The organism is Pedobacter albus (assembly GCF_036324255.1).
GTDB lineage: Bacteria > Bacteroidota > Bacteroidia > Sphingobacteriales > Sphingobacteriaceae > Pedobacter > Pedobacter albus.
On record NZ_JAZDQT010000003.1, the window covers coordinates 788,188 to 809,116 of the forward strand.

Below are 20,929 nucleotides of genomic sequence, written 5' to 3' on the forward strand. Positions count from 1 at the left end.
AAAGTTAAGAGAGTTGTTTTAAATAAAGTTGGATGGTGTTTTCCAATCCGTAATACAGGGCGTCGCTAATTAAGGCGTGGCCGATAGAAACTTCGAGCAGGTTGGGGATGTTCTGGGCAAAGTATTTCAGGTTGTGCAAATCGAGGTCGTGGCCGGCATTGATGCCTAGGCCCAGTTCGCTGGCTTTTTGGGCGGCCTTAACATAAGGTGCAATGGCCTGCGCTTGGTTTTGGTGGAAATGGCTGGCATAGGCTTCGGTATACAGCTCAATGCGATCGGTGCCGGTTGCCAAGGCGCCTTCTACCAGCTCTATCACCGGATCAACAAAAATAGAAACGCGGATACCGGCATTTTTAAATACGGCTACCATTTCTTTCAGGTAGTCGGCATGTTTTAGGGTGTCCCAACCGTGGTTGGAGGTCAATTGTCCTTCGGCATCGGGAACCAAGGTAACCTGGGCAGGCTTATTGGCCAATACCAGGTCTACAAATTTTTGCTCCCGGCAGTTGCCTTCAATGTTGAATTCTGTTGCAATGACAGCTTTGAGGTCGAACACGTCCTGGTAACGGATATGGCGCTCATCTGGACGCGGATGAACGGTGATGCCTTGGGCACCGAAACGTTCGCAATCTAGCGCTACCTTAACCAGGTCGGGGTTGTTGCCACCTCTGCTGTTGCGCAAAGTGGCAATTTTGTTAATGTTAACCGAAAGTTTTGTCATGCGGCAAAGATAGCAATCGCTTGGCGTTTTTTTGTAAAGCCTTGGTCATTAGTGTTTCGTCCGTCGGCTATTGGGCCATAGACTATAGACCATAGACCATGGACTATGGACCATGGTCTAGAACTTTCAACACCATGAAACTGAACTTCCTGATTATATTTGCAACATGAAACTGAAACTGCTCTTGTTGTTTTCATTAATTGCTTCGGCAGCTTTTGCCCAGAACTTTGACTCGATTAAACGATATAAGGTCAATTATGCCATCGCTACAGCTAACAATGGCAAATGGCTTGCCTTGCGGAGCTTTGTTAATGGCAACCAGAAATATCTGCTACTGGCCGACCCGCAAAGCCTGCTGACTTTTGTGAAACCCGCCGATGGTTTTACGCTCGATAAATTGGATATCGGAAATGTAAGGGCCATTTTTAAAAATTCGCCTTACGTAAAAGCATTGGATGCAGCCCTGTCTAATAGCAAAAGCCTGCAGAACTCGGGGATAGATCATGCCATTCCGCAAGAAAAAGGCATTGCGCTCACCATAGATTTATGTCCTTCGCATAAAAACCTCGACCGTGTTATTTTTCAGCACCTGCTGGATGAATTTAAGAAAATACAAAAACCGGTGCCTTTGGCTATTTCGGTGTCGGGCAAATGGATGTTGAAACATCAGGTAGATCTCGATTGGCTAAAAAGCCTGGTGGCACAAAACGAATTGACCATTACCTGGATCAACCATTCGTACAACCATGAGGTGAACAGTTTGCCTTTGGCCCAAAACTTTTTGCTGGCGCCGGGCACCAATTTGGATGTAGAGGTGTTGGAAAACGAAAAACTGATGCTGAAAAACGGGTTGACACCTTCGGTATTTTTTCGCTTCCCGGGGCTGGTTTCGAGTCCGCAATTGTTCGCGCAAATCGTAAATTACGGTTTAATTCCGGTAGGCAGCGATGCCTGGCTGGCCAAGGGACAACAGGCGCAAGCAGGAAGCATTGTGCTGATCCATGGCAACGGCAACGAAGAAATCGGGGTCAAAGACTTTATCCGACTGCTTCAAAACAGGCAGGTCGACGTTAAAAACAAGCAATGGCTTTTGTTCGACTTAAGACAGGGGCTTGAAAAAGAATACAAATAGCGAGTTTGAACAACGGTTTACACCGATGGCTGGAAACTTAACATCCAGTTAAGGTTTATTTTTTCTTGAACATTTAGCTTGCGGCATGTTCGTGGCAAAAGCCACGCATACAGCAATAATGAAGCTTGAAGAGCATAAACTTTACGGTTGGATCATCTTGCTGCTGGTGCTTATGGGCAGCTTGGCGCTTTGGACCGATGTAATGGAACCCGATGCAGCATTGTATGCTTCCATAGGCAAAAACATAGTGCTGAGAAACGATTGGCTCAATCTTGATGTACGTGGTGCCGATTGGCTAGACAAACCCCATCTCACTTTTTGGATTGTTGCCGCTTCTTTTAAATTGTTTGGTATCTCTGCATTCGCCTATAAGCTGCCATCTTTTTTGGCCAGTTTGCTTGGCGCTTATTACCTCTATCGCTTTGCCAAAAGCCTGTACAACCAGCAAACGGCATTGTTGAGCGTAATTATTTTTTTAAGCGCACTTCATGTGGTTATTTCAAACTTCGACGTACGCGCAGAAAGCTACATTACCTTTTTTGTGCTGGCTTCGCTGTATCATTACTACCGGGCGCATCGTTCGTCGTGGCTGCACCTTGTGGCAGGTTCCTTATTTGCCGCCTGTGCCATGATGGTGAAAGGCATTTTTGTAACGATACCCATTTTGGGAGGCTGTATTATTTATTGGTTGCTGACCAACCAGTACCGGCAGTTTTTAAAAGTCAAGTGGTGGCTGGCTTTGCTGCTCATTTTGTTTTTTATAAGTCCGGAGCTGTATGCGCTTTACCAGCAATTTGATTTGCATCCAGAGAAAGTTGTGTTTGGCCAGACGGGCTATTCTGGCTTGCGGTTCTTTTTTTGGGATAGTCAGTTTGGACGTTTCTTTAACAATGGACCCATTAAAGGCAGGGGCGATCTTTCTTTCTTTTTGCATACCACGCTTTGGGCCTTTTTGCCTTGGTCTATATTGCTTTGTGGTGCTGTGGTTTCATTGTTTAAGAAGAAGGGCCGTGCAGGATTGCCACCCGAAAATATCATGGTTTGGTCTAGCGCAGCTGTTACATTCTTGATTTTTTCGCTTTCCAAATTCCAGTTGCCTCATTACATCATCATTATTTTTCCACAGTTTGCCATGATGACGGCCGTTTACCTGAACAAGCTTGCCGGCAAAGGGCTTTTGACGTTTTACAGGGTTCAAGGCATCTTGTTGGTACTCGTAATGGCATTGCTGATTGGCTTAGCTGTGCTCTTTAGATTTGAAGCTACGCTTGGGCTCCTCTTGATATTGGTCCTAGTTTGTTTAGGCAACTTCCTGCTGTTTGGCAAGGCAAGCAAACTTACCATTGTAGCTAGTGGCAGTGCTACGGCAATTGGCCTGATGGTTTTTTTATACTTGTTCTTTTATCCGGCCATTTTAAAATACCAGGCAGGTATGCAGGCCGGACGTTGGCTAAACGAACATTACCCGCAGACCGATGCCGGGGTGTTGATGTATGTCGATGCTTTTTCTTTTGATTTTTATGCGAACAAAGAAGCAAGCTACTTTTACAGTTTTGAAGAATTAGACAAGCGCCACAAAAAAGAAATGATTTTGTATGTGCCAGCAGCACAATTGCCTCGGCTACAAACCGATTATGGTGCTAAAGTGCTCAAAGCTTTCGATTACTACCACATTACCAAACTCAAAGGCAGTTTTTTAAACTACCGCACACGAGCCAAGGTGTTGGAGAAATTCTACTTGGTAAAGTTGCCATAGGAGCGCAACCCAATGCTGCCTAATTTATTGGGTGGCACTTGTGCATTTATTTATCGCGGCTTATTGCTCGGCCTTTTTTTCGGGAATAAGTTCGATGCTGGTGGCTTTGAAGCGGTTGTCTACGATTTTTCCGCTTACTTCGGCTTTGCTAATGGCATTGCAAAAACCATGGGTGCCATGGGCATCGCCAAAGTCGTCAATGCCTTTGCCATCTACAAAATAGGGTTTGCCATTTATCCTGATGGCCAATTCGCAGTCTTTGCCTTTCATTTTGAACTGGCACTCGCCACAGGCAATTTCTACGGTTTGCTTGGTGATGGTTTGAACGGGTGCCGCTTTTTTAGGCTTGGTTTGGGCATGGGCACTTAGGCCTGCTAAGACAACAAAAATTGCGATGATGAACTTTTTCATATGGAGAAAAATTGATGTTCAAAGCTAAGTATTTTATTGGCAAATGAAATACTGGCCTTGGTTGGCTAAATCCGATGGAATAAACTATCACTAACAGATGTGATGGCAGTTGAAATAAAAAAGGGACATGCAGTTTTGCACATCCCTCTATTTTGTAGCCCAAAATGACTTTGGACTTAAGACTATAGCCTAAAGGACTAGTACCTGTAGGTATCTGGTTTGAAAGGGCCTTCAACCGGTACGCCGATATAATCTGCTTGATGTTGGTCTAAAACATCCAATTCTACACCGATTTTTTCCAAGTGCAAACGAGCAACTTTTTCGTCCAAATGCTTAGGCAATACATAGACTTTGTTTTCGTATTTGCCTGGGTTGGTCCAAAGTTCCAATTGCGCCAAAGTTTGGTTGGTAAACGAGTTGCTCATTACAAAGCTAGGGTGGCCAGTGGCACAGCCCAAGTTTACCAAACGGCCTTCGGCCAAAATGATTACATCTTTGCCATCGATGGTATATTTGTCTACCTGAGGTTTGATTTCAACTTTGGTATCACCATAGTTTGAATTTAACCAAGCCATATCGATTTCGTTGTCGAAGTGGCCGATGTTACAAACGATAGCTTTGTCTTTTAAAGCTTTGAAGTGCTCGGCACGAACGATATCGCAGTTACCAGTAGTGGTTACTACAATGTCGGCTTCTTTAATGGCCGTAGCTAGTTTTTTAACTTCGTAACCTTCCATAGCGGCTTGTAGGGCGCAAATCGGATCGATTTCGGTCACGATTACGCGTACACCTTGCGAGCTCAAAGATTCAGCTGAACCTTTACCTACGTCGCCGTAACCGCAAACTACAGCCACTTTACCAGCCATCATCACATCGGTAGCGCGACGGATCGCATCAACCAACGACTCGCGACAGCCGTATTTGTTGTCGAACTTAGACTTGGTTACCGAATCGTTAACGTTGATGGCAGGCAAGTGCAAAGTTCCGTTTTTCATTCTTTCGTACAAGCGGTGTACGCCGGTAGTGGTTTCTTCTGATAAGCCCTTGATGTTGACAATCAGCTCAGGGAACCTGTCGAAAACCATATTGGTTAAATCGCCACCGTCGTCTAAAATCATGTTTAACGGCTGACGGTCTTCGCCAAAGTGTAAAGTTTGCTCAATGCACCAATCGAACTCTTCTTCGTTTAGGCCTTTCCAGGCGTAAACTTGGATGCCTGCAGCGGCGATGGCGGCAGCGGCGTGGTCTTGGGTTGAGAAAATGTTGCACGACGACCAGGTTACTTCTGCACCTAGTTCAACCAGGGTTTCGATCAAAACCGCCGTTTGGATGGTCATGTGCAGGCAGCCGGCAATGCGGGCGCCTTTGAGGGGTTTAGATGGTCCGAACTCTTTGCGCAACGACATTAGGCCCGGCATTTCTGCCTCTGCCAATGTAATTTCTTTACGGCCCCATTCTGCCAGTGAAATGTCCTTAACTTTGTAAGGAACGTAAGTTGTCTCTACTGATGACATATGATTTATTTTAAATTGAAACACAAAGGTACAGCATAACTTTGTGAAAGTAAAATTATACTTTAATAATGAGTTGTTATATAACTAAAACTTCGTTTGTTGTGGCAGGTTTAACCCATGTTTTATAACTCCCTGATCCAGATGTTCCTAAAACTGATTGGCTCGCTTGGATCGCCATGGTCTTGTAGCTTTATGGGTAACGGGCCGTGGGGCTTTTTGTAAGATGGCTTGCCTATGTATTGCGTAGGTCCATAGAGCTCTACATTGTTCTGTACCAATACGCCATTGAAAATTACCGTAACTTTTGCCGGTTGTTGCAAAGCGCCGTCTTCTTTAAATATCGGGGCAGTCCAAATGACATCATAAGTTTGCCATTCGCCTGGTTTTTTATTTGGATTGGCCAAAGGGACAAACTGTTTGTAAATGCTTCCGGCTTGTCCGTTTACATAGGTTTCGTTGTTGTAATTGTCGAGTATTTGGAGTTCGTATCCTTCGTCGCCTGGGCCGGTTGAGGCTAAAAATAAACCGCTGTTGCCTCTTGCCTGTCCCTTGCCACTAATGTTAGCAGGTATTTTCCATTCCAAATGCAATTGGTAGTTGGCAAACGATTTTTTGGTTTCTATGTTTCCGGTACCTTTTTTTACCGTGAATTCGCCATTGGCCACAATCCAGCCAGCTGGTTTTGTCTTGTCTTTTACCGAAACCCATTGGTCCAGGTTTGTTCCGTCGAACAGAATCAAGGCATCAGAAGGGGCATCGCCCATAACCTTGGCGGGAGTTACTTTTTTGGGTGCGGGCGTATAAACCTCGGTATCTTCTGGTTTTTGGGCCGAAGCAAATAAAGCTGCAAAAACACCAATAACTGTCAATAATCTTTTCATTTTTTCTGATTTTTTAGGTGGATTAAGAAAACAAGATAATCACATTTATAACAAAAAATGTAGATGACTGTCTAAATTGTATCTTTGAATAGCAAGATGCCAAAAAATATTACATACCGCAGAGAAAATACCAAGCAATGGTTGCTTGCACTGGCTTTGTTGTTGAGCATCTTTACTTTTGCCGGCTTCGCCAAAAGCAGCGAAAGCGGTCTGCCCAGCACTTACCAAACAGCGTTGGCTTATGTGCAAAAGGCCGTTGCCCAAAAGAGAACTGTTCTTTATGGCAAACCGGTACCACGTGTAGCAAAAAAAGATGTTAATCGCTATGCTGTTTTAACTTATGGCTTGCTGGTAAAAGTGCGCTATGCCGTACGGCTTAAATGTACGCTCGACTATAGTTTTAAAGGCATTCTTCTCCATCAAAAAACCATTCCTCAAAGTTTTAAAGAAAGTGTAGGCCCGAACGTTTAATCGCGCTCGATCTATTGGCTGTTGAACTGGCCGTATTTTACACCATTTGTTGCGTTCGGCAACACTAATTCTTTAAGAACACATGAAAAGTTTCAAAAAAATGCTGAGGCTGCTCGGCCTTGTTTTGTTGCTGTTTTTGGCTGTGGCAGGCGTTGGCTTAGCAGGAGGAATACCACCGCGCCCCACTGGGAAAAGAGATGAAATCATCGAAATTAATGTTGATTTGGCAGACGAAACAACAGCGATTGCTGATGCAGAACAGCAAGGCATCAAATCCTAACATACCACTTGAGGCGATGTTAAAAAACGCGAGGTTTCAGCTCGCAATTAATTGCTATTTTTAGCCCAGATGAAAAACGTTGTCGGATTGGGGTTGTTGCTGCTGTTAACAGAAGCCGGAGGATTTATCCACTGGCTCGAAAGGCATTTACTGGCTTGTCCGTTTAAGCAGACCTTCGGCATCGATTGTCCGGGCTGTGGCCTTCAACGATCGGTTTTGGCCTTAATGAAGGGCGATGTAGTGGCTTCGTTTAAGCTTTATCCTCCAACTTTGCCGATTCTCTTTTTGGTGGTTTTTACCATCCTCCACCTGAAATTTGATTTTAAGAACGGGGCATTTTTGATAAAAATCCTTTATATTGGTATCGCATTAATTATCGTAGTCAATTATATTTATAAAATATTAAACCATCAATTAATTTAAAACCATGTCTGAAGAACAACTAGCGCCACAAGAAAATCCGGTGCCACAACAAAGTACGCCACCGCCACCACCACCGCCTCAAACACCTTTCCCGCCAAATAATGGAGGCTTTGGTAACTTTGGAGGCATGCAACAATCATTGCCCAATGCAACTGCCGTATTGGTGCTAGGTATATTGTCTATTGTAACCTGCTGCTGCTATGGCGTACTGGGGGTTATTTTGGCTGTTATTGCCTTGGTATTGAGCAAAAAAGACAGGCAGCTGTATGCCATGAATGTAGGCGCCTATACAGAAAGTTCTTATAAAAACCTGAATGCCGGTAGGGTTTGTGCCATCATCGGGTTGATCTTAAGTATCCTGGATCTGCTCATGTATATCGCGCTTTTTGCCATGTTCGGCTTTGGCGTAGTGAAAAATCCAGAAGCCTTGCAAGAAGCCATTAGGAGTTTGCAATAAAAAAAGCTAAATAACGAAAGAGCCGGGCCTAAAACCCGGTTCTTTTGTTATAAACCAACGTCAATAAATTGTTATTTTATCGTGATGTAAATATTAGCGCACAATGTTTGCTATCTTTGTACATTATTCAATAAAAAAGAGAAAAAATGTATCCTGAATATTTAGTAGAACCTATGCGTGCAGAATTGACCAACGTAGGTTTTGAAGAATTAAAAACTGTAGAAGCGGTAGACGAAGCGATAAAAAGCGAAGGAACCGTGTTTGTAGTGGTAAACTCTGTATGCGGTTGTGCGGCAGCCAATGCCCGTCCGGCAGCGAAGCTTGCCGCAGCTAATGCCAAACATCCCCAAAAATTGGTTACTGTTTTTGCAGGTATGGAAAAAGATGCAGTAGATAGAGCTAGGTCTTATATGATGCCTTTTCCTCCGTCATCGCCATCGATGGCTTTGTTCAAAGACGGTAAATTGGTACACATCATCGAACGTCATCAAATTGAAGGCCGGCCAGCACAAATGATTGCCGAAAATCTAATCGGCGCTTTTGAGCAATATTGCTAAAATCGGTTTAAATAGACTGTTATAAAATAGCCCATCTTGAAGAAAACAAGGTGGGTTTTTTGTTGGCTAAAGAACCCTAAACCATAGACTAAAAGACTGTGGACTACCAACTATAGGCTAAAAATCCTTATTCAACAACTTCTCCAGCTCTCCAAAAGAAACATTCATGCGTACGCGGCCTTGTTTGGCATAAGCAATTTCGCCGGTTTCTTCAGAAACGATTACTGCAACGGCGTCGGCGGTTTCCGAAATACCAATGCCGGCCCTATGGCGAAGGCCAAATTGGGGTGGCAATTTATCGTTGTCGGTTAGAGGCAGGATACAGCTGGCGCTTTTGATCTTGTTTTCGGCAATCACTACGGCGCCATCGTGCAAGGGGCTGTGTTTTTGGAAGATGCTTTCGAGCAAGCGCTTCGAAATCTTCGAATCAATGATTTCGCAACTGTTGGTGAAAAGCTCGTCATCGTAAAACTTTACAAACACAATCAAGGCACCGGTTCTCGATTTCTTCATGCTTTTGCAAGCATCGATAATGGGTTTGATGCGCAACAGGTTGTCTCTTTCCCTATCCTTGCTGCCAAACAGATAGCCCCACCAGGCTTTGTTCTTCTGCAAAAAAGTAGACTTCCCGATATGCAGCAAAAAACGCCTGATTTCTGGCTGGAAAATAATGATCAAGGCCATGATGCCCACGCTGATGAACTTGTCTATAATTTTAGAAAGCAAGTCCATGTGCAGCCCTTTCACCACCTGGTAAAAAATGAGGATGATGAACATACCCAGCAGGAGATTTACAGCCAGCGTATTCCTGATCAGGCTGTAGACGTAATAAATCAGGATGGCCACCAAGATGATGTCTATGGCACTGGCCCAGCTAAATTTAAGGAAATCAAAGTCGAAGCTCTTCATCGTTAGCAATATAAGAAAATATGGTCAATTGTTCATGGCAGCCAAACAGCTAACCGGTTAAATGTGTTGGTTAGGCGGTAGCCATGTTCACCAGTTTAATGCACTCGAGCGCTTCTTTTACATCGTGTACCCTTAAAATGGCGGCACCTTTAAGCAAGGCAATGGTGTTGAGTACAGTGGTGCCGTTCAGCGCATCGGCGGCTTTGTTGTGCAGTACTTTGGTGATCATCGATTTTCTGGAGAAACCAGCTAAAATGGGTAAGCCAAAACTATTCAGTATCTGCATTTGCTGCAACAGTTCGTAGTTGTGTTCGATGGTTTTGGCAAAGCCGAAACCTGGATCTATAATGATGTCTTTGGCGCCTAACTGTTTTAATGCGGCTATTTTTTTGTCGAAATATTGAAAAACCTCTAGCGCAACGTTTTCATAGTTTGGGTTTTGCTGCATGTTTTGGGGTGTGCCTTTCATGTGCATCATGATGTAGGGCACCTGCAGTTCGGCAACCGTAGCAAACATGGCCTCGTCTAAATTGCCTGCTGCAATGTCGTTAATCAGGTGTGCACCGGCCAAAATGGCCTCTTTGGCTACCCTCGCCCTAAAAGTATCGATAGAAAGCAAAGCCTCTGGAAATGTTTTGGCCAAAGCTTCCACCACCGGAATAAGGCGTTGCAGTTCTTCGTCGGCACTGATATCGGCCGCGCCGGGCCTAGACGAATACGCCCCGATATCGATAAATTTTGCACCTTCGTTTAAAAAGGTTTCGGTTTTGCGCAAGGCTTCTTCAATGCCTGCCGCACGACTTTCGCCATAAAAAGAATCGGGCGTTAAATTGAGGATTGCCATCACCGCCTGAGCGTTCAGTTCAATCGGTTTGCCTTTGCTATTTAGTGTTGCTTTTCGGTTTAAAAACGTATCTTTAGCCATCATTTAATGCAAAAATAGGCATTAACCCAGCTTTAAACTAAATATTTTATTGTTTTGGCCAATAACACAGCACAAGAGTACGACGAGGTAATAGCGGTATGCAAATCGCTTTTTTTAAAGAAGACAAAAGATTATGGTACAGCCTGGCGCATTTTGAGGCCGGCTTCTATAACCGACCAGATTTTTATCAAGGCGCAACGCATCCGTACGCTTGAAGAAAAGAAGGTTTCGAAAGTGGGCGAGGACGTGACTTCGGAGTATATCGGCATTGTGAACTATTGTGTAATTGCCATGATGCAACTCGGCCTTACCGAGCAAGATCCGCTCGAACTGGGCGTAGAAACAGTAGAGAAACTCTTCGACGAGCACGTAAATGGTACCAAAGAGCTCATGTTTGCCAAAAACCACGATTACGGCGAAGCCTGGAGAGATATGCGCATCAGTTCTTTAACAGACCTGATCTTGATGAAGATTTTCAGGGTGAAACAAATTGAAGATAACTTGGGACAGACCGTAGCTTCGGAAGGCATCAATGCCAACTACCAGGATATGCTGAACTATGCCGTATTTGCCCTGATCAAATTAGGCGTTAAATAAATGAAATAGATTCGTTGTGCCCCAGGCAAACGAAAACGGTTAAAATTACTGATTATGCAAAAGATAGCTTTAAACTTTTCGAGATGGTTTGTAGGGATTTTGTTCATTTTCTCAGGCCTGATCAAGCTGAACGACCCGCTGGGTTTTGGCTATAAGCTTCAGGAATATTTTGAGGTTTTCCATATCACTTTTCTGAGCAACTGGGCAACGGGCATCGCCATTATTTTATGTGTGCTCGAAGTTTACCTTGGCGCTTTGCTGCTCTTTGGCTTTTGGCGAAACCAGGTGACCAAGGGCTTATTGGGGCTGATTATCTTTTTTACCTTCCTCACTTTTGTGTCGGCGGCCTTTAAGGTGGTGACCTCTTGTGGCTGCTTTGGCGACGCCATTCCGCTTACGCCTTGGCAATCGTTCAGCAAAGACTTGATTTTATTGGTTTTAATCGTTTATCTTTTCATCAAGCGCGAAAAAATACAACCGCTTACCCAGCATTCGGGTTGGCAAAGCGGTTTGTCTACAGCTGTTTTGGTGGCTGCGGTGGCATTTGGCATGTTCACTTATAATTACCTGCCCATCATCGATTTTTTGCCTTATAAAGTGGGATCTAATATTCCAGAATCGATGAAAATCCCTCCCGGAGCACCACAAGACGAATTCCTGATCATGTACCAGCTCAAAAATAAGGCAACCGGCCAAGCCAAAACCATGAGCGATAAGGACTACATGAAACAGGAGGTGTGGAAAGACGACAATTGGGAAGTGGTAGGTACGCCTGAGAAGAAACTGATTAAAAAAGGCTACGACGTCAAAATAAAGGATTTGGTGATTACTGATGCTTCGGGAACCGATTACACCAAGGAGCTGATCGAAAATCCCTATTACAATTTAGTGGTGGTGGCTTACGATTTGAAGCATACCGACGAAAAAGCCATTGCCGAAATCAATGCCCTGGCGCTTAATGCCACCGAACAGTTCAATGTGCGCACGGTTTTGCTTACTTCCAATTCGGCGCAAGAGGCGCAGGCCTTTAGCAAACGGATGAAACTTTTTATGGAGGTGTTTTATGCCGATGCCGTGCCATTGAAAAGCATGGTGAGGGCAAACCCAGGGGTCATGCTCCTGAAAAATGGCACCATTGTCAACAAATGGCATTACCATACCGTACCTTCATTCGAAAAGTTGTCGGCCCAATACCTCAGTAAATAGCCATGGGACGTTACGCCATCAGAAAATTTTTATATGGCCTGGCTGTGATGGCTGGCGTTATTTCGGTGGTGTTTGTGCTGTTCAATATCCTGCCGGGCGATCCCGCGCGAATGACCATGGGGCAACGCTCTGATGTGCAGTCGCTGGAGGCTGTGCGTAAGGAATTTGGGCTCGATCGCTCCAAGCCGGTTCAATTCCTGCTCTACCTGAACGATTTATTGCCAATCAGCATTCATCCTAACACGGCCGAAAATCAGGAAAAATACCATTACCAAAAACTGTTTAAAACCGGCGCCGATGTGGTGGTGCTCAAAGTGCCTTATTTACGTCGTTCTTATCAAACCAAGAGAGATGTAACCACCATTCTTTCGGAAACCGTACCCAATACTTTTGTGCTGGCTTTAACCGCTATGATATTCGCTACACTCATTGGGGTGCTGTTGGGGGTGGTTTCGGCGGTCCATCAGGGTACTTGGATAGATAAATTAGCCAATTCTTTTGCCATTTTGGGCATTTCGGCACCTTCTTTCTTCGCCGGTATTATCATTGCCTGGCTGTTTGGTTTTGTACTGGCCGATTATACCGGTTTGAACATGAGTGGTAGTTTGTACAGCTACGATCCTTTTAAAGGCCAGGTCATTACTTGGCGAAACCTCTGGTTGCCCATGATTACGCTTGGCCTGCGCCCCTTGGCCATTATTGTACAGCTTACCCGTAGTGCCATGCTCGACGTGCTGGCGCAAGACTACATCAGAACGGCCAAGGCCAAAGGTTTGGGTCGCTATGCCATTATCTACAAACATGCCCTGAAAAATGCCTTAAATCCGGTAATTACCGCCGTTTCTGGCTGGTTTGCCTCGTTGTTGGCCGGGTCTTTCTTTGTAGAGTACATCTTTGGCTATAACGGCTTGGGCCGTACCACGGTTACTGCTTTAGAAATGTCTGATTTTCCAGTGGTAATGGGCTCCATTCTGTTTATCGCCTTTGTATTTGTGGTGGTTAATATTTTGGTCGATTTGTTGTATGCCTGGATAGATCCAAGGGTTAAACTTGCCTAATATGTTTGCAGAACTTTTAAATTATACCACTAAAGCCGATGCCATCGTTATCGCGGCGTTGCACAAGACAGATTTGCCCGAAGCCGATAGGCTGTTTAGTCATGTGCTCACTGCGCAGCATATTTGGGCCAAACGGATTTTGGGCCAACAACCCGAGAAAGGGGTGTGGGAAGAGCAACCCAAAACTGCTTTTGAAGCGCTAAGCGCCGAAAATGCCAAACTGTTTGATACGATTTTGTCGACAAGGCAATTAGACGAGCTAATCCACTATGCAAATGCCCATGGAGAATTTGAGAACAACCTGCAGGATATCCTGTTTCATGTGGTGAACCATTCTACCTATCATCGGGCGCAAATTGCAACGATGCTCAAAAAAGCTGGACAAACACCGCCAGCAACCGATTTTGTAATCTTAAAAAGAACAAACCAATTATGATAATTTTTTTGGTAGGCTTTATGGGCTGCGGCAAAAGTACCAAGGCCAAGCAATTGGCACATCGGCTCGATTGTCCGGTAATAGATTTGGATGCCGTTATGGTAGAGCGCGAGGGACAAAGCATTGCCGATTATTTTGCAACGCATGGCGAAGCCGCTTTTCGCGAGCTCGAGAGCCAAACGCTAAAAACCTATGCCTATCCCGAAACCTGCATTGTAGCTACGGGTGGCGGCCTACCTTGTTTTTTCGACAACATAGATTGGATGAATGCGCATGGCATTACCGTTTACCTGCAAATGACCCCGCCACAGCTGGTTTCACGTTTGCATAACCGTGAGAAAAGGCCCTTGCTTAAAGGCATGGACGATGAACAACTGCTCGAATTTATCATCAAGAAACTGGACGAAAGAAATCCCTTTTATAACCAAGCCAAAGTAATCGTCAATTCTTTCGATTTGGATGCAGAAAGATTAGAGGAAGCAATCCGTTTGCAGAATCTTTAGCATTTCGGAGAAGGATTATTGTATGGCTAAATTGTTAAATTGCTGTACTATTAAAAATTGCTTTATTGTTAAATTGCTGTGTTGCGCTCATGCGCAGAGGCACCCATTAGTTGCCTAAATCCTCAAACTGTTCGTCTATATACTTGATTTTTGTTTTGCCATGCGGCGTGGGATCGCCGTAATCGTTAATATTCACGAAAACGATCTTGTCTATGGTCAGGATGCTTTTACGGGTGATTTTGTTCCGCACCTCACAGCACATGGTAATTGAGGTGGTGCCAAAAGCAGTAGCCGTAATGCCCAATTCGATGATATCGCCTTGTTTGGCCGAACTTACAAAATTGATTTCAGACATGTATTTGGTCACCACTTTGGGGTTCTCCAATTGAACGATGGCATAAATGGCGGCTTCTTCATCAATCCACCTGAGCAGGCTGCCACCAAATAGCGATCCATTCGGATTAAGGTCTTCGGGCTTTACCCATTTGCGCGTGTGAAAATTCATAAACTATCGGCTTTTCACGAAGATAACAAAATTGGCGCAGGCCAGTTTCAGTGGGATGTAAAGAAAAAGGGAGCTTGTTAAACTCCCTTTCTTATTTTGTTGCAGAACTATTTAAGTTCGCTGATATAGGCTTGCGTTTGCTTTTCTACTTCCAGCGTCGCTACCTTGATAGCCGAACCTACTTTGGTAGTTTGTGGCTTAACGGCCATGTTGCCAATGGTGGCAAGGGCATCGGTATACCATTTGCCCCAAACTTGTAGGATATGTTGCTCATCGGCAGCGGCCTTGCCCTCGGCAATGGCTTTTTTGCTCAGCTCAAACTCGGTTTGAAGACGAACCAAGGCATCGGCTTTAACTTGGGCTACGGTTTGCGTAGCTGTATTTTCATTGGCGGTAACCAAAGTAAAGCCGGCAGTTAGCGCACTTACACCTACGTTTTTCATGGTCGTAGCCGAAACTTTATCAATCCTGTCGTTGTCGGTATGGTAAAATACATCGGTAAAATGCCACATCAACAAGCCAGGGATTTTGTTTTGCAAAAATGGCGTATGGTCGCTGCCACCTTCAAAAGGATTGTAATTAACCGTCCATTTGGCAAATTTGCCTTGGGCTTTGCAAATGTCGAAGATAAAATCGTTGTAGTAATGCGGGAAAAGATCCTTTTCTTTCACATCGCCAGCGCCCCATTCGGTATGTTTGTCGTTGCCACGAGTCCAGATAGCCGATGGATCAGGCATTTTTTCGATCAGGAAAGAGCCTCCGGTTTTTTGGGTGTCTTCGCCCACCATGTCTAAGCTCATGCCCCACATAATGCCCTTGGCACGCTCTTTATCGTCGGTAATGTACCTGCCGGTCGATACAATTTCATCTCCCCATAAAAAGGTAAGCGTACGTTGCGGTTTCATTTTGCCCGATTTAACCAAAGTAGCCGTTAGACGGGCCATTTCGGCTAAGGTACCCACGCCACTGGCATTGTCGTTGGCGCCCGGTTCTTGCACGTGCGCGCTGTACACAAAGCGTTCGTTAGGATTTACGTTGCCTTTTACATTGGCTACCAAAGTCAGTTCTTCGGCTTGGTAAATCTTGGTTTGGATATTTACTTTCAGTTCTACTTTTCCTTTAAGGCAGGCTGCTTTCAGTTTTTCTTTTACGCTATACGACAACAATAACGACCAAACGCTAGAGTTGGCCGGCATGTTGCCAAACTGAATAGAAGTTTGGTGTTTTTCTGGTTGAGTGTATTTAGGCATCGAATAGCCCATTACGCCAATGGCGCCAGCTTTGGTAGCTACAGCCAGCAATCGGCCAGCTGAGGCATCGGCAAATACGATTTTGCCTTTCAGGTCTTTGCCTTCCAAATCCTGTGCGGTGCCTTTGCCTACAAAAACAACTTCAGCCGTAACGCCATCTGCCGGAGTGGACGGACAGTTGATCGGTATCATGTTGCGGTTGGTTTTAAAGGCAATGAGGGCTTGCGTTTCGCCAACGATGGTTACACTGGCATCAACCGGCTCCCAGGTATTGCGTTTCATGGGGCGTTTTTCTATGCGATAGGTAAGGGGTGCTTCAAATTCGTCGGCTTTCTGTTCTATAAAGCCTGCTTTTTTCAGGATATCTTCTACATAATGTATGCTGGCATTGAAGCCCGTATTGCCCGGTACGCGAAAATATTGCTCTACAAATGCGGTAGTGGCATAGGCGTTTTTTTCGTTAAAACCAGAACGCGTGAGCTTGAAGTAATCGTCGGTTTGGGTTTGTGCAAAGCCGGTCGAAATTTTGAACAGCAAGGCAAGGAGTAGGAATTTCTTCATGGTTGTTTCTTAAAACGGAAAGGTAGCAAGTTTATCGCTAACCTACGCTATGGCCAACGTAAAATATAGATGATAAACAACCATGGGCAAAGCAATAACTTTCCATGCCGGACATAGATTTTTGTAGATGAAGAATTAAGGACTAAACCCGCTTGTACTTGATTTGATAGTCGACCGAAAAAGGGCCAGAGCCCACTACCCAAAATAGTACCAATAAGCAAAGCACGATAAGCGATAGCCAAAGTTCTGAATTGAGGGCCGAGAAACCGTTCGAAATGTTGACGAACAATACCGCACAAATGAGAATTGGAATCTGAATAACCACGGCAAAACGCGTAACCAAGCCAATGGTAATCAAAATCCCACCCACCAAATGCGCAAAAGCCACCACGTGTATGGCAATGCTCGACATCATTTCGGAAAATCCGAATACGCTGTTCTTAAATAAAAGTTCCTGCTGATGGCCCGTGTCGCTGATTAGCGCGATGCCTTTGCTAAAGATGATGAGGCCTAATACAATGCGGACTACATCTAGCCATTTGGCGCGATGCGAATCGCCCCAGTGCTCAACTTTTTGGATAACGTTCATAATAAACCTCCTTTTAAAGCTTATATTAAGTTACGAAAAATATTGAGTTAAACAAATGCCTAGTGGTATTTGATTTAAAATGTTGAAAAATAAACGATTAGCTGTTTAATAAAAAAGCCGCAGACCAAATCAGTCTACGGCTTTTTTTATCGTTTGCCTGCTCTTTTTTCGAGCTCTTCAATCGGCATGTTCATCATCCGGCCAACCGGCGTTTTGCCTCTGTAGGTAATTACTTTCAGCACCTTGGCATCAACCGGTGGTACCAAAGGTCCGTTATATTTTGGATAGAAACGGTCTGGAAACGAATTGTCGAAACTGTAGTACATGTCAAGCCCGTCAACCTCGGTACTCAAGGTAATCAGCAAATTGCGGTCGGCGGTTCTCCTTACGGCAAATATCGGATCGTAAACGCTAGGCGCATATTTGGTTTCGGCTACATCCAAACGTTTAAAATGCTGTTCGGTGCGGGCAAAGAAATTGGCCCAGTTCTTTTTCTCTTTTGGCGACCATACCGATTCGGCAATGGCAAAGCCACGAGGCCAGGTCATGTATTCGGCCTGACGGATGTTATATACCTGCTCGGTCCACAGATTGGCTTGTCCGCCTTTGATAAATGCCGGATTTACGCCATCGGGTACAGGATCAAACTCATACGATTTGCTCAAGCGCAACGAAGCATACACACGAGGTTCAGTAATGGCATCGGCCTGCATATAATCGATATAGGCATATTGCGTAGGGCTCATCACCACTTCATGGCCAGCTTTGGCCGCGTCGGTTCCGTATTTCATGTTGCGCCAGCTCATTACCGCTGCGCTTTGCGATACGCCACCTTCTAAAACTTCGTCCCAAGCCATGAATTTTTTGCCTTTCGATTGTACGATTTTTTCTACCCTGCGCTCAAAGTAGCCCTGTACTTCTGGAATTGTTTTCAAACCTTCCCGCTTCATCAGCTCTTTAACTTGGTCGTTCTTTTCCCAGAAATTATGAGAAGCTTCATCGCCACCCATGTGGATATAATCAAAAGGAAAAAGCTGTGCAATCTGCGAAATTACGGTATCTAAGAAAACATAAACCTTTTCGTTGGCCGGACAAAGCGTGTTGTCGACCAAGGCAATAGGTGGGGCGCCACGGCTCCAATCCATAATTTTCTCGCCGCTGCGTACCTTGTAGTTAACGGCATCTGGCGTGCACGAAAGATCGGGGTAAGAGGCGATAGCCGCCAAGCTGTGTCCCGGCACATCAATTTCGGGTAAGATATTTACAAAGCGGTCTTTGGCATAAGCTACGAGCTCTCTAATGTCGTCTTGGGTGTAAAAACCACCATAGTTGCGGGGCTCATCGGGTGTTGGCGGAATAAAATCGCCAAAACTACCAACGCGTTTTACGTTCCAGGCACCCACCTCGGTCAATTTCGGCAAGCCTTTGATTTCGATCCTCCAGCCTTCGTCATCGGTAAGGTGCAGGTGCAAAATGTTGTATTTATAGCGCACCATGGCATCGATGTATTGCTTTACTTCTTGTTTGGTAAAGAAATGGCGGGCAACGTCGAACATCAGCCCTCTCCAGCCCAAACGCGGGTAATCGGTAATTTCGGCGCAAGGCATGGTCCATTTTACGCCTTTTACTTCTTCTTTGCTTTCAATTTCCTTTGGCAACAGCTGTAGCAAAGTCTGTACGCCATAAAACAGGCCTGCAGGTTTGTTGGCCCTAATGGTTACCTGTTTTTGGCCCACGGTTAAGCGGTAGCCTTCAATGCCTATGGTGGCATCGTTGGTTTCGTTGATGATCAGTTTAATGGTGGCTGCGGCCGATGGCGTGCTGATTGTGCTTACATAATAGCCGGTTGGCGTCGACAAACGTTCCTGCAAAAAAGCGAGGGTCTGTTTCAGCTCTGGCGATTTATGGGCCTGGATTACAATATTTGCAGGTAACACAAAATGTCCAGCTTGTTTAATGATGCTTACCGGCTCCGGAATAATGGCGATTTCGCTATTGGCAATGCTTTCGCTTTCGCCAAGTGCCTCTGTGTCGGTACCGGCTAATGTCGGACCGCTACTTTCGGCGGTTTGTGCAAAAACATGAAGATTAAAGAGCAGGAACAGAATAAAAGATAAGCTTCGTTTCATTGAACTGATTAAAATTGGATAGAATGAAACCGCAATTTATTAATTTTTAGGGGAATTAGCAGTGTCGTTTTTGCGAAAAAGATAAGCCAAGGGCAAACCGATGCAAAGTGCTAAGATCAAACAGTTGACCAATCCGGCCGACCACGAGAAAGGAATTTGTGGCGCCCTCGTGCTGGGCACGATAATCAGGTTCATCAGCAACCAAATAAAAACCCCGTACAAAATGGTAATCAGCCATACGCTTTTAAACCATTGCCATAGTTTGGGGTAGAGTAGGGCAAACAAAGCTGTAAATGAGAATGCAATGAGGTAATGAAACAAAAGTCCTGCTGCTGCCATCAAAGTGCCACCGCTCATGGCCTCTTTGCCAAATACCGCGCTGGCGATGTACTTGAGCACGATGCTTACATTTTTTCCGGTCTTAGCATAAAAATTGATAAATGCGGCCAAAATATCCAAGGTGCCTACCAAAAGGCCAGCCTTGAAAATGAGCGATAGGTTTTTGTTCATAGCGGTTGTTCTTCGGGTTTAAGCAGCAATGGCAATCACCTAAATCTACCTAAAAACATTCACAATGAAAAGATGTAGCCTATTCGTTGCTTGCTTGTAGCGCTTGGTAAGGTTTATGGTCTAAAATAGCGCTTATGGCTTCGGCGATGTCGTAAAGATTGCCTTGCTTTTGGTTGGTCAATAGGATGATTGTCCGGCCTTTTTCAGTGTCTGTTATTGCTAGAGCCTGGTAGTTCATACCGGTTCCATCATGGATATGGGTAATTACACGATTGCCTTTCATGGTGCCACTACCCAAGCCCGCTTGTTTATCTTCTCCAAATGGCGTAATAATTTCGCGTGTTGAAGCGGGATTAATGAGGGTAAAATTGTTGATGGCCTGCATCCAGCTATAAAAATCGTCGAGATTTAAACAGGTCCAGCCAGAAATAGGTACCTCCAAGCCATCTTGCTTAAAGCTTTTGTTGAATGAACGGGCCATAAGAGGAGCCTTGTCGCTTGGGTCGACAATGCCGTTTTTAATGCCCGCTTTTTTTAATATTTTTTGCATCACAAAATCATCGAAGTTCAAGCCCGATACTTTCTCAATGATGCGCCTGCGCATAAAAGTATTGTTGTTGTTATAGGCATAAGTGCTGCCCGGTTCAAAATCGAGTTGTTGCAAGGCTTGCAGGCCTTTCCAGTTGTCGGCATCGCTATGCACCGTACTCCACTTAATATCAGGCAGGCCGCTGGTATACTGCAAGAGGTTTTTGACGCTTATTTTTTGTGCCCACTGGGGGAGCGACGGAAAGAACTTCGAGATTTTATCGTTCAGGTTTAATTTGCCCTGTTCTTGAAGCATCATGAGGCCTACGGCATCAAATTCCTTGGCTATGGAGCCGATATGAAAACGATAGGCGGTAGTCAATTGCTGCTGTTTTGAGGCATCCGCATTGCCAATTGCCTTTTTCAAAACCATTTTGTGGTGGTCTGCAACAAGTACGTTGCCGTTAAAAAGCCCATCTTGGTGCGCCTTGTTCAGGTAAGCTTCAATTTGCGCCGACTTGGTTTTTTGGGCAGCTGCCTGAAAGACAGTCAATAGGGCAAAGAGCACTGTGGCACTATGTTGAAGGAAATTACGCATGGCAAGGGGATTTCTGTTTAAG

At 44.9% G+C, this 20,929-nt stretch carries 24 protein-coding genes; 12 read left to right on the forward strand and 12 right to left on the reverse strand.

Annotation, left to right across the window (positions count from 1 at the left end):
• Positions 1–4: 4 nt before the first annotated feature.
• Positions 5–721, reverse strand: coding sequence for a pyridoxine 5'-phosphate synthase (locus VRU48_RS18625; RefSeq protein ID WP_330109432.1), 717 nt, complete (start codon positions 719–721; stop codon positions 5–7).
• A 166-nt stretch (positions 722–887) separates the two neighbouring features.
• On the opposite strand from VRU48_RS18625, the gene VRU48_RS18630 reads away from it, so the two are divergent.
• Positions 888–1,853, forward strand: coding sequence for a polysaccharide deacetylase family protein (locus VRU48_RS18630; RefSeq protein WP_330109433.1), 966 nt, complete (start codon positions 888–890; stop codon positions 1,851–1,853).
• A gap of 118 nt (positions 1,854–1,971) precedes the next feature.
• On the forward strand, positions 1,972–3,609 hold the full coding sequence (locus VRU48_RS18635) for an ArnT family glycosyltransferase (RefSeq protein ID WP_330109434.1): 1,638 nt from the start codon (positions 1,972–1,974) through the stop codon (positions 3,607–3,609).
• Between the two features lie 60 nt (positions 3,610–3,669).
• Here the strand turns inward: VRU48_RS18635 and VRU48_RS18640 are convergent, their stop codons facing one another.
• The 3 genes from VRU48_RS18640 to VRU48_RS18650 form a co-directional block, all read right to left on the reverse strand.
• Complete coding sequence (locus tag VRU48_RS18640) at positions 3,670–4,020, reverse strand: DUF6370 family protein (RefSeq protein ID WP_330109435.1); 351 nt, start codon at positions 4,018–4,020, stop codon at positions 3,670–3,672.
• A gap of 197 nt (positions 4,021–4,217) precedes the next feature.
• On the reverse strand, positions 4,218–5,534 hold the full coding sequence (gene ahcY, locus VRU48_RS18645) for an adenosylhomocysteinase (RefSeq protein WP_330109436.1): 1,317 nt from the start codon (positions 5,532–5,534) through the stop codon (positions 4,218–4,220).
• Positions 5,535–5,656: 122 nt separating this feature from the next.
• A complete protein-coding gene (locus VRU48_RS18650) occupies positions 5,657–6,415 on the reverse strand; it encodes a 3-keto-disaccharide hydrolase (RefSeq protein WP_330109437.1) in 759 nt (252 codons plus the stop codon).
• Positions 6,416–6,511: 96 nt separating this feature from the next.
• Here VRU48_RS18650 and VRU48_RS18655 point away from each other — a divergent pair, with 96 nt between their 5' ends.
• From VRU48_RS18655 to VRU48_RS18675, 5 genes are all read left to right on the forward strand, one after another.
• Positions 6,512–6,886 (forward strand): hypothetical protein, encoded by a 375-nt coding sequence (locus tag VRU48_RS18655; RefSeq protein WP_330109438.1) that lies wholly within the window; start codon positions 6,512–6,514, stop codon positions 6,884–6,886.
• An 82-nt stretch (positions 6,887–6,968) separates the two neighbouring features.
• Complete coding sequence (locus VRU48_RS18660) at positions 6,969–7,166, forward strand: hypothetical protein (protein WP_330109439.1); 198 nt, start codon at positions 6,969–6,971, stop codon at positions 7,164–7,166.
• 69 nt (positions 7,167–7,235) lie between these two features.
• Positions 7,236–7,589 carry a DUF2752 domain-containing protein gene (locus VRU48_RS18665; RefSeq protein WP_330109440.1) on the forward strand — a complete coding sequence of 118 codons (354 nt, stop codon included), beginning with the start codon at positions 7,236–7,238 and terminating at the stop codon, positions 7,587–7,589.
• 4 nt (positions 7,590–7,593) lie between these two features.
• Complete coding sequence (locus VRU48_RS18670) at positions 7,594–8,046, forward strand: CCC motif membrane protein (protein WP_330109441.1); 453 nt, start codon at positions 7,594–7,596, stop codon at positions 8,044–8,046.
• Between the two features lie 146 nt (positions 8,047–8,192).
• Entirely contained in the window at positions 8,193–8,603 is a 411-nt protein-coding gene (locus tag VRU48_RS18675; protein WP_330109442.1) for a BrxA/BrxB family bacilliredoxin, read from the forward strand.
• Positions 8,604–8,720: 117 nt separating this feature from the next.
• Here VRU48_RS18675 and cdaA read toward each other — a convergent pair whose 3' ends face one another.
• A complete protein-coding gene (cdaA, locus tag VRU48_RS18680) occupies positions 8,721–9,512 on the reverse strand; it encodes a diadenylate cyclase CdaA (protein ID WP_199136803.1) in 792 nt (263 codons plus the stop codon).
• Positions 9,513–9,582: 70 nt separating this feature from the next.
• The gene (gene folP / locus VRU48_RS18685; RefSeq protein WP_330109526.1) at positions 9,583–10,437 is read right to left on the reverse strand and encodes a dihydropteroate synthase; all 855 of its coding nucleotides are present in this window, start codon (positions 10,435–10,437) and stop codon (positions 9,583–9,585) included.
• Positions 10,438–10,491: 54 nt separating this feature from the next.
• Between folP and VRU48_RS18690 the strand changes: the two genes are divergently transcribed.
• From VRU48_RS18690 to VRU48_RS18710, 5 genes are read left to right on the forward strand one after another with little or no spacing between them, the layout of a single operon-like run.
• A complete protein-coding gene (locus VRU48_RS18690; RefSeq protein ID WP_330109443.1) occupies positions 10,492–11,034 on the forward strand; it encodes a DUF1599 domain-containing protein in 543 nt (180 codons plus the stop codon).
• 54 nt (positions 11,035–11,088) lie between these two features.
• A complete protein-coding gene (locus VRU48_RS18695) occupies positions 11,089–12,240 on the forward strand; it encodes a BT_3928 family protein (protein WP_330109444.1) in 1,152 nt (383 codons plus the stop codon).
• Positions 12,241–12,242: 2 nt separating this feature from the next.
• Positions 12,243–13,298 carry an ABC transporter permease gene (locus VRU48_RS18700; RefSeq protein ID WP_330109445.1) on the forward strand — a complete coding sequence of 352 codons (1,056 nt, stop codon included), beginning with the start codon at positions 12,243–12,245 and terminating at the stop codon, positions 13,296–13,298.
• 1 nt (position 13,299) lies between these two features.
• Positions 13,300–13,734 (forward strand): DinB family protein, encoded by a 435-nt coding sequence (locus tag VRU48_RS18705; protein ID WP_330109446.1) that lies wholly within the window; start codon positions 13,300–13,302, stop codon positions 13,732–13,734.
• Positions 13,731–14,237: a shikimate kinase gene (locus VRU48_RS18710; RefSeq protein ID WP_330109447.1), complete on the forward strand. Its 507-nt coding sequence runs from the start codon at positions 13,731–13,733 to the stop codon at positions 14,235–14,237. Before VRU48_RS18705 ends, VRU48_RS18710 begins: the two co-directional genes overlap by 4 nt.
• Before the next feature lie 106 nt (positions 14,238–14,343).
• Here the strand turns inward: VRU48_RS18710 and VRU48_RS18715 are convergent, their stop codons facing one another.
• The 6 genes from VRU48_RS18715 to VRU48_RS18740 all read right to left on the reverse strand — a co-directional run bounded on the left by VRU48_RS18715 (position 14,344) and on the right by VRU48_RS18740 (position 20,907).
• The gene (locus VRU48_RS18715; protein ID WP_330109448.1) at positions 14,344–14,742 is read right to left on the reverse strand and encodes an acyl-CoA thioesterase; all 399 of its coding nucleotides are present in this window, start codon (positions 14,740–14,742) and stop codon (positions 14,344–14,346) included.
• Between the two features lie 107 nt (positions 14,743–14,849).
• The gene (locus VRU48_RS18720; protein ID WP_330109449.1) at positions 14,850–16,553 is read right to left on the reverse strand and encodes a M28 family peptidase; all 1,704 of its coding nucleotides are present in this window, start codon (positions 16,551–16,553) and stop codon (positions 14,850–14,852) included.
• Positions 16,554–16,695: 142 nt separating this feature from the next.
• Positions 16,696–17,142: a DoxX family protein gene (locus tag VRU48_RS18725; RefSeq protein ID WP_330109450.1), complete on the reverse strand. Its 447-nt coding sequence runs from the start codon at positions 17,140–17,142 to the stop codon at positions 16,696–16,698.
• 146 nt (positions 17,143–17,288) lie between these two features.
• Positions 17,289–19,271, reverse strand: a complete 1,983-nt coding sequence (locus tag VRU48_RS18730) for a beta-N-acetylhexosaminidase (protein WP_330109451.1) — start codon at positions 19,269–19,271, stop codon at positions 17,289–17,291.
• Between the two features lie 39 nt (positions 19,272–19,310).
• The gene (locus VRU48_RS18735; RefSeq protein ID WP_330109452.1) at positions 19,311–19,781 is read right to left on the reverse strand and encodes a hypothetical protein; all 471 of its coding nucleotides are present in this window, start codon (positions 19,779–19,781) and stop codon (positions 19,311–19,313) included.
• A 79-nt stretch (positions 19,782–19,860) separates the two neighbouring features.
• Positions 19,861–20,907, reverse strand: a complete 1,047-nt coding sequence (locus VRU48_RS18740; RefSeq protein WP_330109453.1) for a serine hydrolase domain-containing protein — start codon at positions 20,905–20,907, stop codon at positions 19,861–19,863.
• Between the last annotated feature and the right edge of the window lie 22 nt (positions 20,908–20,929).